This is a genomic window from Peribacillus frigoritolerans (assembly GCF_030676415.1).
GTDB classification, from domain to species: domain Bacteria; phylum Bacillota; class Bacilli; order Bacillales; family DSM-1321; genus Peribacillus; species Peribacillus frigoritolerans_A.
This window is the reverse complement of the sequence record NZ_JAUUTW010000023.1, coordinates 51456-67557: the sequence shown is the minus strand read 5'-3', so window position 1 is coordinate 67557 and position 16102 is coordinate 51456. Positions and strand designations below refer to the sequence as shown.

General features: G+C 37.8%; 11 protein-coding genes and 2 pseudogenes. 12 read left to right on the top strand and 1 reads right to left on the bottom strand.

Annotation, left to right across the window (positions count from 1 at the left end):
- Window positions 1–582: 582 nt before the first annotated feature.
- From Q8G36_RS19745 to Q8G36_RS19720, 7 genes and pseudogenes are all read left to right on the top strand, one after another.
- Window positions 583–1290 (top strand): hypothetical protein, encoded by a 708-nt coding sequence (locus tag Q8G36_RS19745; protein ID WP_305161455.1) that lies wholly within the window; start codon window positions 583–585, stop codon window positions 1288–1290.
- A gap of 2095 nt (window positions 1291–3385) precedes the next feature.
- Entirely contained in the window at window positions 3386–4117 is a 732-nt protein-coding gene (locus Q8G36_RS19740; protein WP_305161456.1) for a GntR family transcriptional regulator, read from the top strand.
- A complete protein-coding gene (gene gntK / locus Q8G36_RS19735) occupies window positions 4110–5654 on the top strand; it encodes a gluconokinase (RefSeq protein WP_305161457.1) in 1545 nt (514 codons plus the stop codon). The genes Q8G36_RS19740 and gntK overlap by 8 nt, the downstream gene beginning before the upstream one ends.
- Before the next feature lie 18 nt (window positions 5655–5672).
- Window positions 5673–7019: a GntP family permease gene (locus tag Q8G36_RS19730; RefSeq protein WP_305161458.1), complete on the top strand. Its 1347-nt coding sequence runs from the start codon at window positions 5673–5675 to the stop codon at window positions 7017–7019.
- 78 nt (window positions 7020–7097) lie between these two features.
- Window positions 7098–8501: a decarboxylating NADP(+)-dependent phosphogluconate dehydrogenase gene (gene gnd / locus Q8G36_RS19725; RefSeq protein WP_305161459.1), complete on the top strand. Its 1404-nt coding sequence runs from the start codon at window positions 7098–7100 to the stop codon at window positions 8499–8501.
- Window positions 8502–8586: 85 nt separating this feature from the next.
- Window positions 8587–8961, top strand: coding sequence for a transposase (locus Q8G36_RS29380; RefSeq protein WP_370694090.1), 375 nt, complete (start codon window positions 8587–8589; stop codon window positions 8959–8961).
- Window positions 8909–9373 (top strand): annotated as a pseudogene (locus tag Q8G36_RS19720) (IS3 family transposase); the annotation flags it as partial. The gene Q8G36_RS29380 and the pseudogene Q8G36_RS19720, both read left to right, overlap by 53 nt.
- Window positions 9374–9619: 246 nt before the next feature.
- Here Q8G36_RS19720 and Q8G36_RS19715 read toward each other — a convergent pair.
- Window positions 9620–9970: a hypothetical protein gene (locus Q8G36_RS19715; protein ID WP_305161460.1), complete on the bottom strand. Its 351-nt coding sequence runs from the start codon at window positions 9968–9970 to the stop codon at window positions 9620–9622.
- A 337-nt stretch (window positions 9971–10307) separates the two neighbouring features.
- Between Q8G36_RS19715 and Q8G36_RS19710 the strand changes: the two genes are divergently transcribed.
- From Q8G36_RS19710 to Q8G36_RS19690, 5 genes and pseudogenes are all read left to right on the top strand, one after another.
- Window positions 10308–10502, top strand: a complete 195-nt coding sequence (locus tag Q8G36_RS19710) for a hypothetical protein (protein WP_305161461.1) — start codon at window positions 10308–10310, stop codon at window positions 10500–10502.
- Between the two features lie 607 nt (window positions 10503–11109).
- On the top strand, window positions 11110–11427 hold the full coding sequence (locus Q8G36_RS19705) for a hypothetical protein (protein ID WP_305161462.1): 318 nt from the start codon (window positions 11110–11112) through the stop codon (window positions 11425–11427).
- Window positions 11428–11501: 74 nt separating this feature from the next.
- Window positions 11502–11729, top strand: a pseudogene (locus Q8G36_RS19700) (IS3 family transposase); the annotation flags it as partial.
- Window positions 11730–11813: 84 nt separating this feature from the next.
- Window positions 11814–12506 (top strand): hypothetical protein, encoded by a 693-nt coding sequence (locus tag Q8G36_RS19695; protein ID WP_305161463.1) that lies wholly within the window; start codon window positions 11814–11816, stop codon window positions 12504–12506.
- A gap of 38 nt (window positions 12507–12544) precedes the next feature.
- A complete protein-coding gene (locus Q8G36_RS19690) occupies window positions 12545–15730 on the top strand; it encodes a biotin/lipoyl-containing protein (protein ID WP_305161464.1) in 3186 nt (1061 codons plus the stop codon).
- Window positions 15731–16102 lie beyond the last annotated feature (372 nt).

The window sequence follows — 16102 nt, the reverse complement described above, 5'->3', positions numbered from 1 at the left end:
CTCAGAGCTGGTTATGTAAAAGAGCCTATGAATTATGATGGAATTCTACTCTTTTCGAGCACTGCAATAGAAAATATACACAAAGTTATTCTAGAAAGCCTGCGATGATAGAATATCATGTATCTAGTGATGGAAATCATCGAACGTTATGGGCTAAAACAGTGGGTGCAGACTATATTAGAGCTAGAGTATACTACTATAAGTTACAATCTTATCAAGCTTGACAATTATAAGAGGGTTCAATTTAACTTAAGTGATTATACGAAATTTGTGCGAGTGTGTAACTTGCAACAAAAAAGGGGAATCTTGAGGTTAAGGCTGGCCAGTTTTTTCTAAAGACACGGGACCAGCCGCCAGGCCCAACCAGTTGTAACATCCACAATGGATAGGTATAGATAGAGGCTATGCAAGAAAAGGAAGGTAAACGAATAGATTATTTAATCCTATATGGAAAACAGAAGAAAGGAAAAGGAAATCTTATCGCTATCCCTAACAACTTCTGAATAGGCTATACTCATCTAGACAGAAAATTTAAGGTCAGGTAGACTACAGATACAACTAGTTATAGAAAAGAGGTCCGATATGCGACGTGATATACAACTGAATGAACGAGCTTTCTCTTCCAAGGAAGTGGCAGAAGAAGTGGGTATTGCAACTCCCACTGTTCGAAAGTATGGTCAAATCTTGGAGCGGAATGGATATGAGTTTTTGAAAGATGGAGATCGACGTATCTTTGTTCAATCTGACATCGTAGCGCTTATAGCGCTACGCGATACGGACAGGCCCCTAGACGATACAGCAAAAGACCTGGTATATCAACAAAAAGAAAGATTAGAAGGATCCAATGAAACACAGATAGCGATACCCGATACATATGAAAATTCACCCCACGATCCCAATCAATTAAACGAGGTCTTAATGTTTTTAGTCAATGAACTCGCAGCCACACGTGAAATGAATGTCCAACTGACAAACGATATGTCCCAGCTTAAAACAAAGGTTTCCCGGCTCCAGCAAGATCATCATGTTATTAGTTCTAGTATTGGAAATTCAGCGCAAAGAACTAATACTAAAATTGAACAATTAACTGAACAACAAAATACCCAATACGAAACATTGCTGGAACAAGAAAAACAAAAAAGTGAACTCTTACAAAAAGAAATACAAAATATGAGGGACGAACAGAAAAAAGAATGGAGTTCACAAAATGAATTTAATAAACGTTTAGAAGAGTCTATACAAAAACGTTCCGAAAAATGGCGGGGGCTTTTTTCCATATTTAGAAAATAAGGTGACTGTTAAGGTTTTTTGCCTAGCTGTGTATTGATTTGTGGAGCAAATTATTGATGTAGAAACGTTTGATAAATATTTTTTAAATAATGATGGATAAAAGCATTGAGATGCGAATCCATAAAACTTTAAAAAATTCATAGTGCCATCTATGATTCGCGTAGCTGAAACATAGATTTTAAGAAAGAATATTTCAACTTTACAGATTTGGTACCTACTATATAAGAGCTTGACGATACCAATGTATCGGACGTTCTACCAAAGGCAAACGAAGGCTCAATTGAAATTCATTGAAGATTTGTTTAAGCGATATGCGTCTAAAACAAAATACACAATTTGAAGCAAGCAAAAAAGGCAGTTTGATAAAATGGGAGTTGAAAAGGTTAAGAACTTGTATTCAAAAACAAGAGTCATCCTTACTAGAGTTCCTCCAGACAGGGATTGATCGGCACTTTTTTTTGTTTCATATCGCTGGACGATATAACTTGCAAATAAATTCGAAACCTTTAGGTTTAATAGAAAAGCGGCGGTCGATATGCACACATGATATACATCCGAATGAACGAGTATTTTTTTTCTAAGAAAGTGGAAGAAGAAGTGGGGATGCAACTCCCACCGTTCTTAGAACGAAACGGATATGAGTTTTTAAGATGGAGGTTGCCTATCTTTATTCAATCTGACATCGAAGCGCACATAGCGTTACGCGATACGGACAAGTCCCTAGAGAGTACAGGTAAAGACCTTGTGTATCTACAAAAAGATAGATTAGAAGAACCTAATGAAACAGAGATAGCATACCCGATATATATGAAAACTTAACCCATAATTCCAAACAAATAAAAGAGACTTTGATTGTTTTAACCAATGAACTCGCAGCTACGCAAGAAATGAACGTCCACTGACAAACGATATGTCTCAGCTTAAAACAACGGTTTCCTAGCTCTAGCAAGATCCATGTCCTTAATAGTGTTCCTCAAGAAAGGGGCTTATCGCTTCTTTTTTGTGTTTCGTATCGCTGGGCGATATAACATGAAAATAAATTCACAGAACCTTCATCTTTAAATAGAAAGGGAGGTCCGATATGCAAAATGATATACATCCGAATGAATGAGCATCCTCTTCAAAGGAAGTGGCAAAGAAGTGGAGATGCAAAATTAATGTTCGAAAGTATGTTTAAAACTCAGAGCGAAATGGTTAAAATGTGGAAATTTACATACCTTCGTATAAAGAAAAAGAAAGATTAGAAGGAACCAATGAAACAGAGATAGCGATACACGATACATATGACAATTTAACCCATGGTCTCATTCAATTAAAAGAGAGCTAAATTTTTTAACCAATGAACTCGCAGCTACGTGTGAAATGAACATCTAACTGACAAACGATATGTCACATCACTATTTTCAAATTTCAACAATTTCCCGAGAAATAACTACAAATTCTGAGTAGATATCGACAAAATTAGAAGCTTATAAAAGATGTAGTAAAACATAAGTACATTGAAAAGACTAAATATGACTAAATTCTTAGCCAGGCACACTTATTGGGTACAATTGATATCTATGCAATAATTATTGCAGGATTTTCAGAAAAAGTTGCAAAGATATATGTTTATGATGGCTAGATTTCTTACTTACTTTACTAGTAATAAGATCAGTAAGAGTTGACTTTAGCTTTGATAGTAGGGTATTAGCAAAAATTACAAACAACAAAGCAGTGATCCCAATTTTAGGGATGCACTGCTTTGTTGTTTGTAGATATTCTACGCCTTCATCATTAGCTCGATATCTTCTTACCATTTCGTAAATCAAAATCAGCATGATCCTGAACCCTTTCGATTTTACCAACCAAGAAAATGTAGGACAGGGCTCCTGCAAAGGTTATACAAGCAAAAGCGCATGGTGAGGAATGTAATGGAAAAAAATAATACCAAGTATTCATAAGTTATTTTTGTACTAGAACCTTCTAAACTCCCAACAAACTTTGACTATATTAACGAGAATCCAGTTGAATTCAAAAAGCTTGCATTACTAATTATTTAAAGATTATAATACTTGTATACAAGTGTACTTGAACTCTATTGGAAGGTGAATTTATGGCTGAATCAAAGGAATTTCTTTATCCTGTAAAATGGCTTTCAAAAGCTTCAGCTGGTGATCGTGTAACGTCCGAGCTAAGAATGCGTATTATTTCGGGCATGATTGAAAGCGGTGCCATCCTATCTGAAAATAAATTAGCTGCTGATTTCGGTGTAAGCCGCTCTCCAGTTCGTGAAGCGCTAAAAATACTGGCCTCTGAAAATATCATCCGATTAGAAAGAATGGGTGCGGTTGTCATTGGTTTAACAGAAAAGAAGTATGCAGAAATTTATGATGTACGGATACTCATCGAGACGTTTGTATTTGAACGTCTAGTAAGGATGAACACGAATGAATTAGTAATGGAACTTAGTAAAATATTAGAGATGATGAAAATATCCATAAAATACCAAGATGCTGATGAGTTTTCCTATCAGGATGTCCTATTTCATGAAACGATTATTCGGTCCATCAATCATTCCTACATCCTGATGATCTGGGATAATTTAAAACCTGTGATGGAAAGTTTGATTCTTCTATCCATGCGCAGCCGTTTTAAAGAAAAGTATGAAGACTTTACACGAATCATAAATAACCATCAACTTTATATTGATGCGATCAAAACAAAAGATCGAGACCTCATGATTAAGTCGTTACATGAAAACTTTGATGATGTTCAAGAGAAAGTTGAAGACTTATGGATGGCCCAACAGATGCTTTCAAAAGGAGTCGAACAAGAAAATGACTAGCTATATGTTAGGTGTAGACATCGGTACAACAAGTACAAAAGCTGTATTATTTACGAAAAAAGGCGATGTCATCCAGCAAGAGAATGTTGGTTATCCTCTTTACACACCGGATATGACAACAGCGGAACAAGACCCTGAGGAGATTTTCCAGGCCGTTTTGAAAGCCTTTTCAAATATAACGAAACAGCATCCAGACAAAAAACTATCATTTATTTCATTTAGCAGTGCGATGCACAGTGTTATAGCTATGGATGAAAATGACCAGCCGCTAACCCCTTGTATCACTTGGGCAGATAATCGCAGTGAAGCTTGGGCCCATAAAATAAAAGATGAATTAGATGGGCATGAAGTTTACAAACGAACCGGAACACCTATACACCCGATGTCGCCATTATCCAAAATCACCTGGATCGTGAATGATCGCCCAGAGATCGCAACCAATGCTAAAAAGTATATCGGGATTAAAGAATATATCTTTAAAAGGTTCTTTGATCAATATGTTGTCGATTATTCCCTTGCCTCATCCATGGGCATGTTGAATCTCAAAAATTTGGATTGGGATGAGGAAGCCCTAAGAATTGCTGGAATAACGCGTGGTCAATTATCTGAGCTTGTACCAACAACAAAGATCTTTAACAACTGTGACCCGGATTTAGCCAAACAGATCGGGATTGACCCAGAAACCTCTTTTGTCATTGGGGCAAGTGATGGTGTCCTTTCAAATCTAGGTGTAAACGCTATCCGGAAAGGTGAAATCGCTGTCACGATTGGGACAAGCGGTGCGATTCGGACAATTATTGACGAGCCGAAAACAGACGAAAAAGGAAGAATCTTTTGCTATGCCTTAACGGAAAAGCATTGGGTGATTGGCGGGCCGGTAAACAATGGCGGGATGGTCCTTCGCTGGATTCGCGATGAATTTGCTTCTTCCGAGGTGGAAACAGCTAAAAGGCTTGGAATCGACGCTTATGAAGTCTTGACCAAGATTGCTGAACGTGTAAGACCGGGCGCTGATGGATTGCTATTCCATCCATATCTTGCAGGTGAACGTGCACCATTATGGAATCCGGACGTACGGGGTTCATTTTTCGGATTAACACTTTCGCATAAGAAAGAACATATGATTCGGGCGGCTCTAGAAGGAGTCATTTACAATTTATACACAGTATTTTTAGCCTTAACCGAATGCATGGACGGTCCCGTGACCCGAATTCAAGCTACGGGAGGCTTCGCCAGGTCGGCTGTTTGGCGGCAAATGATGTCCGATATCTTCGAATCGGAAGTCGTGGTTCCGGAAAGCTACGAAAGTTCGTGCCTGGGTGCTTGTATATTGGGATTATATGCTACAGGGGAAATTGATTCCTTCGAAGTAGTTTCTGAAATGATAGGCAATACCCACAAGCACACACCGAAAGATGATTCTGTAAAAGAATATAGGCAGCTACTGCCGATTTTTATAAACCTATCAAGGGTATTGGAAAACGAATATACACAGGTTGCGAATTATCAAAGAAACTTAATAAATGCTGCAAAGTAAAGACATGGAGGGATTACAATGCCATTAGTCATTGTCGCTTTAGGAATTGTCGCTTTATTAATTTTAATAATGGGCTTAAAATTAAACACCTTTATTTCCTTGATCATTGTATCGTTTGGAGTGGCTTTAGCACTTGGGATGCCACTTGATGGAATTGTCAAAACCATTGAAGCTGGATTAGGCGGAACACTTGGTCACTTAGCGTTAATCTTTGGACTTGGAGCGATGTTGGGTAAGTTGATCGCAGATTCAGGCGGAGCGCAGCGCATTGCCATGACCCTTGTTAAAAAATTCGGTGAAAAGAATATTCAATGGGCAGTCGTAGCAGCATCATTTATTATCGGTGTCGCGTTATTTTTTGAAGTGGGATTAGTATTATTAATTCCAATCGTATTTGCCATTTCAAGAGAATTAAAAGTTTCGATATTATATCTTGGTATTCCAATGGTAGCGGCATTATCCGTAACTCACGGGTTCTTACCGCCGCACCCAGGACCAACCGTTATCGCTGGTGAATATGGTGCAGACATTGGTCAGGTTTTACTTTACGGCTTCATCATTGCGGTTCCAACCGTCATTTTAGCTGGACCAGTATTTACGAAGATAGCTAAAAGATTAGTACCTGCATCATTTACGAAAACAGGCAGCATTGCCTCTTTAGGAGAACAAAAATCTTTTAAACTTGAAGACACACCTGGATTTGGAATCAGTGTATTTACCGCTTTACTTCCGGTTATATTAATGTCAATTGCTACGATTATCACTTTGATGCAAAAAACAATGGGATTTGAAGATAATGGTTTACTGGCAGCTATCCGTTTTATTGGCGAAGCCGGTACTTCCATGTTGCTATCCTTATTATTTGCGGTCTATTCAATGGGATTAGCAAGAAAGATTCCAATGAAAGATATTATGGAATCTTGTACATCAGCAATCTTGCATATCGGAATGATGCTCTTAATCATTGGAGGGGGCGGGGCCTTCAAGCAAGTATTGATCGACGGCGGTGTAGGTGACTATGTAGCTGAATTATTCAAAGGAACATCATTATCACCAATCTTGCTTGCCTGGATCATCGCGGCAATCCTGCGTATTTCATTAGGATCTGCTACCGTTGCAGCCTTAACGACAGCTGGTTTAGTTATTCCGATGTTAGGTCAGACGGACGTTAACCTTGCTCTAGTTGTACTTGCTACCGGAGCGGGAAGTTTAATCGCTTCACACGTTAACGATGCTGGTTTCTGGATGTTTAAAGAGTATTTTGGTTTAAGCATGAAAGAAACATTTGCAACATGGACCTTGCTTGAGACGATCATTTCAGTAGCTGGATTAGGATTTATTCTATTACTAAGTTTATTTGTATAGGCTTTTCCCGGCAGTAAATCCCCCACTTATGGCAGGGATTTACTGCCTATTATCTTTACATAAAAGGAGCAGAAATAAATGTACAATACAATTGGTGTCATTGGTTTAGGGGTAATGGGCAGTAATATCGCGTTAAATATGGCTAGCAAAGGGGAACAAGTGGCTGTCTATAACTACACAAGAGATTTAACGGATCAGCTTGTTGCTGAATTGGACGGTCAGTCGATCCATCCGTATTACGAAATCCAAGAGTTTGTTAAGTCACTGGAAACTCCAAGAAAGATTTTTCTAATGGTGACTGCGGGTAAACCGATCGACTCGGTGATCACTTCTTTGCTTCCTCATCTTGAAACAGGGGATATTATCATGGACGGCGGTAACTCCCATTACGAAGATACTGAACGCAGATATGATGAATTGAAATCTAAAGGATTCAGTTATGTAGGAATTGGTATTTCCGGTGGAGAAGTCGGGGCGTTAAAAGGACCTTCAATCATGCCAGGCGGAGATAAGGACGCCTATGAAAAAGTAGCTCCAATCCTGACAAAAATCGCAGCCAAAGTAAATGATGATCCTTGCTGTACCTATATCGGTCCAAAAGGAGCAGGTCATTTTGTGAAAATGGTACATAACGGGATTGAGTATGCGGATATGCAATTAATCGCCGAAGCTTATACGTTTTTAAGAGAAAAATTGCATTTGGAAGTTAATGAAATTGCTGACATCTTTGAAACATGGAATCAAGGCGAACTGAAAAGTTATTTAATCGAAATCACAGCGGAAATTTTAAGGAAGAAAGATGAAGTAACGGGTTTGCCCTTGATTGATGTGATTCTTGATAAAGCAGGACAAAAAGGCACAGGAAAATGGACCAGTATGCAAGCGATTGATAACGGAATACCAGCATCGATTATTACAGAGTCATTGTTTGCCCGTTACATTTCCGCTTTAAAAGAAGAACGGGTCAATGCAGAAAACATCCTAACAGGGCCTGAGAACGTTCAGCAAAAATTAGATAAAAATGAGTGGATTGACTATATTAGACAAGCATTATATATGGGAAAAGTTTGTGCATACGCGCAAGGTTTCACTCAATATAAAATGAGTTCTGAACTTAACGGCTGGGATTTGCCTTTAAAGGATATTGCGCTTATTTTCCGTGGCGGCTGCATCATTCGGGCAGAATTTTTAAATGTCATTAGCGAAGCCTATCAAGTGCAGCCGAATCTGGCCAATTTATTAATCTCACCATATTTCGCTGAAAAGGTAACAGGTTACCAGGTAGGGTTGCGAAAGGTTGTCTGTGAGGGAATAAATTCCGGTATCTCGTTTCCATCTTTAAGCGCTTCACTTTCTTATTACGATAGTTATCGAACAGGCATCTCTAATGCAAACCTCTTGCAAGCACAACGTGATTACTTTGGTGCACATACCTATGAGCGACGTGATTTAGCAGGAGTCTTTCACACAAACTGGCAGTGATGGAAAGTGACAAAAGAAACAGTCATTTTTCAATGACCGTCCATGAATTGGAGAAGGTACCTTACTTCAATAAGAGAGCTGCTTTGTGAACTGCACCCCAATTGTTAGACAACATCTAACAATTGGAGGTGCAGTTTTTTTGACTAAATATACAATAGAAGAAAAATCAAATGCTGTTTTAGAGTACTTAGAAGGGAAAAAATCCTATAAATCCATTGCTCAAGAAAGAAATGTAGGTTTATCCCCCCTGAAAAGATGGGTCGCTCGCTATCTAAAACATGGGATGGAAGGACTTGTTTCATCCTATACAAATTACACTCTGCCCTTTAATCTAGAGGTACTTAAATATATGAACGAATATGGGGCATCGATCAACGAGACCGCTGTAGGCACTATAACCTTCCTTCGTCACAGAATTCCATCTAGCTGGGGAGAAACTATACTTATCGGCCATTCTTGACCTGTTTAATGGAGAAATCATCGCCTATAATATCGAATCTCGGCCTGTTTATCCGCTCGTTTCCAAAATGCTGGATAAAGCCTTTGATCGCTTGGAATCGAAAGATTCACCCATTCTCCATTCAGACCAGGGCTGGCACTATCAGATGAAACAATACTCGCATGAGTTGAAAAAACATAACATTACACAAAGCATGTCCCGCAAAGGAAATTGTCTCGATAATGCGGTCATTGAAAACTTCTTTGGCTTATTAAAATCTGAATTACTCTATTTTCAAGAATTTGAAAGCATGGAGCTTTTCAAACAAGAACAAGAAGAATATATCCATTACTACAATCATCAACGAATCAAGGTAAAATTAAAAGGCATGAGCCCGGTAGATTACCGGGTTCATGCCCTCAAGGCTGCCTAAGTAAATAAAGTGTCTAACTTTTTGGGTTCACTTCATTGGCAGCTCTTTTATTATGTAATGAAAGGGGTCTATCTAAATTTTTAAACGAAGTTGATTGGAACCGTTGTGCGAGACTCCTGCGGGAAAAGCGTGTCCAGGGGAGACCCCGCAGGCGCAAAGGGCGGACCGCCCGCGGAAAGCGGGTTACTTGAGAGTAAATCAACGTTCAAATTGTACAAGCCTTTAAAAAACTGTAGACTCGAAATTTTAGTTGGGCATTTTAATTGGTGTATTTAATTGATAATAATCCCTATATGATCGATAAGATACCATTTTTTTATCCTGATAATGTCCATCCAACTGCAAAATTTTGGATGTATGGGTTTCTAAATAATAATGATACCCTTCTGTTTCTAAACTATAGAAGGCATAGGAAATACCAAGCATTTGTTTCTTGGTGACTTTTGTATCAGGGTGATGTTGTATAAAATCAGCCAATTGCTGTACAGATGTTGCTGGAATGTCTGCGATATTAAATAATGTTTCCTTAATATTAGTCTTTACTTTATTCAAAGTAGCTTTTGCTTTATGTTTGATTTTTTTGGAATGTCTTGTCATAAATATCACTCCTACTCTGATTATAGTTAAAAGATTTATTATGTTATTTCCAATCAGCAAACGGAGTAAACACAAATTTGAACCCTGGGGGAACTTCTAAATCTTGTTGAAAAAAATTCACGGGAAACGAATAATGTTTTTTGGGGAGGTTTAATACTCAGGTTAAGTGGTATATAAATGGTATCGGTTTATAGCAGTTTCCCCTGCTTCCTTAATTTTTTTGGTGGTAGAGGTTCTTTACGAAAGAATATCGTTTCATGAATAATGTCGACAGGTGGCACATATTCTTCTTTTGATTATTACTATTTATTTTTGGATAAAAAAGGAGTGATATATCATGAGGCAAATGTGTATTTACTGCTTTAAATGGGCTGACATAGATACGATGACACCACTTTTTGAACAAGGTAGAGAGTTCGTCAATTATTATTGCGAAGATTGTGTTACTGCTGTTACGGATAATTTGTTTAAGCTCCCATACAAACATGGTCGTTCCTATACCGATGTATGCGAACAATCAAAAACCCACTAGCATCAAGCAATGCGTTTTAAAAATTACGCGATTGCTCATAAAATGTATCGCTAAAATCATATTTTTTTCAATTATTACTATCGAAGTGAATTAAGCTGAACAGCATAACAGAGGCCATCTCAAACGAGAAGGGCTTTTTTTGTTCGCGTTTGTCCTCTTCTTAATCATATCGCATTTAAATTAATCCAGTCGAACTCTTGCGGAATATTGATATATAGTCCTTTTTTATCTTATTACTTTCTTTTTTATTTAAAGATGAATGGGCGACATGATGTAATCATCGTTTAAATCCCTTAATATAAGGGGTTAACAGGGATTCATAAATGAGTGCTCACCTGACATGTGAATATCTTTAAAGTTGAAGGCCTCCCACAGTTTACTGATGAGAGGCCTTTTCAGGGGGGGGTAACCCTAGTTATTTCAACCCACTTAAACAATATGATCATACCGAATATTATTAAGTAGTACTTATGAGATGGTATATCGGAGTAAGGAAAAATTAAATAGGATGTACATGATTCAATACTGCTAATTATTGAATTTGGATTAGATATAAACAAATATTTTTGTATACAACAGATGGGTAACTAAATAAAGTTATAGTAATTTGTCTTTAGCTTTAACAATATTGCTCTTTATTTCTTGTGTTCATATTTTTATCAAGATAAAAGCAGTTAAAGAAACTAGAGCATTTAAGGGGAAGATTAACCTGTTAAAGGAATTCTATGTTTGTTATACTCTTGACGCTGATGTTAAGTGGGAGAAAATAAAAAAAGGATTGAGTAGTAAAAAAGAGGATGTTTTACAAGAGGTATTAAAAAAGATGGAACACTGTGAGTATTTTATTGTAAAAAGTGATAGTAAGCATCATATTATCAATACATCTTTAATACGTTATATACGTATTTTTGATGGAAATAAGTAATCTCACTACTGCTTTCTTAGAATATAAGTTATGGTTGTATTCTCCTAACAGTCTATCTGGGAGGGGATTTTTCTATGGCAAAAAAGGGGCAATCCTTTCATACATATACAGAAGAATTAACGCGGAAAGTGCTAAAAGTGAGGCGTAAATAGTGAATTGGGTAAAGAAAGTCCAAAATAATGAGCATTAGAAGACCAGCGTGGTATATGGACCCAAAGGAATTTACTAGTGTTGAAGAAGAAAATGTTTATCTGAAAGCACAGGTGGACTATTTTAAAAAATCTATCATGTGCAGAGAGGGTAGGTATATTTGGTACGCCCAAAAACAGCAGAGCAAGCTTATGTAGCTATTCAGGGTTGGTTCACACTTAGAAGGGAGTGTAAAGATGAATAAAGAATTAGATGATGGTTTTATTGGGGCATTAATGGTTTCCCTTCAAGACGAAAGGGTCATTGAAAAGATAAAGGAAATAGCAGAAGCGGGCTCGTTTAGTCAAATGGGGGAACCTAAGGAGCTGCTGAGAGAAAAAGAAAAAGAAATTGCAGAGCTCCAACAAGAGATTGAGTCGAAAAAAGAGGAAATTAGCGAGTACCAAATAATGATCCACCATCTAAATGAGAAATTGGAATCCCAGTTTAATGAATTGCAAAAGAGAAGAGCAGACTATCGGGAAGCAGAAGAACTTTACGAAGCTGTTCAACAATTATCCGAAACCACCAAAAGTTCCTTAAAAGGAATCTTCAAGGGCGGTTCGGTGCAGGAATTTATCGTCTGTGGTGTGCAATATGAAAACATTTCATCTTTGTGGGATTTTATTAAAAACGAGATTATGGAAGGACGGGAGCAGGAAAGAGAGATTTTGCTCGCCCTTTTTCTGTATTTCTTTCAAGAATACAGTAAAACATACGATACCCCTTTATATAAAATACAGGAAGTGAAAATGAATGAGGTCTTCAGAGAAGACTTGTACATAAGAGCCCTCAATAGCAAAATATCCGGGAACATTACGGACATCCTCCTGCCAGGATATATAAGCATTAATGGTAAAACCATTAAAAAATCCGTTGTGAGAATCTAGCAGGCGAAAAAGAGAATGATAATAAAGGAGAAATAACAATGACATCGATTATTATCCCAGAGATTGAAGAAGGGATTGAAAAAATCCTTCTTGTGCAATGGTATAAACAGCCAGGCGATTATATTACGGTGGGCGAAAGCTTAGCCAAATTCAGCTGTGAGGGCATCGAATTTGACCTCTTTTCAGAAAAAGAAGGTACCCTTAAAGAATTGAATGTAGCGGAGGACACTATAGTCAAGATTGGTGATCTGATATGTTATTTGGATTCTGGTGAAGTTCTTTCAGAAGAATTATTAAAAGTAGTTGAAAAACAAGAAACGGTAGAAGATATAGAGCCCCTTGAGAACGCAATAAGTTTAGCTGAAAAGAATAACATAGACAGTTCCATTTACTTAATGAATAAGAATGAAGAGCAGGTTCCATTTTCACCTGATTCCCAAACTGTTCCAGTCTCTGCCGTTTCAATGACTTATAAAGAAGTGAGATCTTTAATCAGCCATTTATATCAGAGTGCAGAAGAAACCTTTTTTAAGGAAGAAGCGAGCTTTTTTCAAGACATTAAAAAGATGCTCCGTTCCAGATGGGTTTACATGAATGACGGAAATGTTATATATGATCACAACATTGCAGCTTTATTTCCTTATAGAAAATACTATGAATTAGTGGACGAAGATTTTGACTACAAAAAGCATCTGGACGTTTCCGGTTTTGTAGGTGATGCCATGACACGGGAGGAAGCTGCCAAAAGTTTCAATACAACCGATCACCCTGTATATAAGAAAATAATAGCTTTAGATGATTACTCCACGAGTAAAAATCCTTCCATTTCAAGGATATTTGCCAATCAAACGGCTAACCCTTCTAAATCAATTGCTTTTAAATTTAACGGGTACGACATTCAAAGTTTTGATGTGGTAAATCAAAAAAACAATTTGCTGGGAAAAGGATTTTTCGTTCCTGTTTTCCGTTTAAATGGGGAAAATGCCTTTGAAATCAATGATCAAATGGCTCTCCATCTCTGGCTGGAAAACCGATTAGTACCAAGTGGATTAAGCGCAGAACGCCAGAAGGAGTATGATTATTTGCTGGCATTGTATCAATTGAAGGGTTTAGATCATGAAAGTTTTCTAAAAGAATTGCCATCAATCGCTATCGATTCCAAGACGTTTTATGAGAAGCTTTTAAACTCTGAAAAAGTAAGAGCTGATATTGATACATATGATGAAAAGATGTTAATAGATCCAAACCGGGGACATTGGGATTTATGGACTGTCCACTCTGATGAAAAACCTTTAACGATAAAACTGAACGAAGAAATAATGGCCAGAAACCCTAAAATGGATATTAGGGAGGACGGCATAGTTGGCATTGATTTTGGAACGAAAAGTACAGTGGTCGTTCATCAAGAAGAAAGTGATTTTACTCTTCCCATGCGTATTGGGGTTGGCTACCTTAACACGGAAGTACAAGACTGGCATTATGAAAATCCAACCGTGATTGAATTTATTGATTTAGAACATTTCCTGGAGCTTTATCAAGAAAAAGAAGGAAGACCAGATACAAGGTGGCAGGATGTGACAGTTTCCCATAATGCTCTTAATAACTTGATGAATGGAAAAAGTGACCATTATTATTCCATATTGAATAATCTAAAGCAGTGGGCTGGAGAAAAGAAAAACGAACTCAGATTAAAAGACAAGAGGGGATATGCCGTTGTACTGCGTTCCTTTCTGGACTTAACCGATCAGGAAATCAACCCAATCGAGTTATACGCCTACTACCTCGGTTTGTATATCAATAACCAGAACAATGGAATTTACCTGGACTACACCTTATCTTTCCCGGTGACGTATGAAAAAGAGGTAAGAGAAAAAATTCTAAAGTGTTTTGAGCGTGGGTTAAAAAAGACGCTTCCTATGCCGATTCAGCAGGATGAAGAAATAATGAAAAAGTTTCGTGTCACCGCTGGGGCGAGTGAACCTGCTGCCTATGCCGTTTGTGCCTTACAGGAATACGGGTTTGAACCGGAAGAGGACGAAAAAACATACTACGGTGTGTTTGATTTTGGTGGAGGAACGACCGATTTTGATTTTGGCATTTGGCGTGAAGCGGGCTTGAAAGAAAGCAGATATGATTATGTCATTGAGCATTTTGCAGCGGGCGGGGACCGTTATTTAGGCGGAGAGAACATGCTGGAGCTTTTGGCGTTCCAAGTGTTTAAAAACAATCAAAGAACAATGCGTGAGCTAAATATTCCTTTTACTCTCCCAGCAGAATGTGTGAAATTTCCCGGAAGTGAAACGCTGATTAATGAGTCACAAGAATCCTATTTAAATACGAAACAATTGGTAGAAAAATTAAGGCCGCTTTGGGAAAGACATGAACGGTATGAAGAACAGTTTGGAAAAGGCATGATTCGGGCAGACTTGTTTGACAAAGCCGGCCACCCAAAACTCAATGTGGAACTTTTGATCGATCAAGATGAAATGGAACAACTGATTGAGGAAAGGATTGAAAAAGGCATTAAAAATTTCTTTGAGTCATTAAGGCGCGCTTTTGCCCGGTCAGAACCAAGCAAAATTAATAAAGTAAACATACTGCTTGCGGGTAATTCAAGTAAATCCCCGGTCGTTATGGATCTATTTAATAAATGGATTGAAAGGGAAGTACAGAACTCTCAAAATTGGGGAGAAGTGTCTGATAATCTTTTTGAGATTCTCCCACCACTGGGGACAGAAGGCGCTTATTTAAAGCAAGAAGAGAGAAACAGAGTGGTTAACCGAGATATTTTAACAGCTCCTACGGGAAAAACAGGCGTTGCCTTTGGACTTGTGCAAAGCAGAAAAGGCGGAAGTATAAAAGTTATTGACCGTGATATGGTGAATGGCGAATCAAAGTTCAAGTATTTTCTTGGCATCGGGAGAAAAGGGAAATTAAAAACAGTGATTGATCAGGAAGAAGAATATAACATATGGCATCTTTTCATTGATGCGTCAGAAGAAGATTTTGAAATTTATTACACAAGCCTGCCGGAAGCTAGTACCAACCAGCTTGATATTAAGCAGGCACAGAGGAAAAAGCTTCGAATTGAGCATGTAGATGATTCAGCTTTTGTTTATATTCGAACCATAAGCCCGACTGTCATTGAATATGTTGTTGCAGACGAAGACTCGATTTTAAATGGGGTCCATTTAAGTGAAATTACTAAAGTGGAATTAAGTTAATCTTTCCCTTGGGGAATTCAGGTAGATTTGTTAAAAAAACATTTTCGTGAACACGCAATAGATTATTCAATTGTATGAACATTTGTGGGTTTGATTAATTCAATTGAATATATCAAGATTAAAGAAGCTATGTTTTATTTGAGTGGTATATAAATAGAAGATGTCTTCACCTGGTGCATCGGTTGAGGTTTTATGAAAAAAGCGCCTTGAGTGGAAAATAACTCACTTTTAAGTTAAAGGCCTCCCACAGTTTACTGTGGGAGGTCTTTTCATGCTCGTCGATATTGTATTTCCAAGGTCACCGTTTAATCGCTTCCCGTGGTGCTTGCAATGAAGAAGTTTTCTTTTTCAACATTTAATGCTAGATCCTCT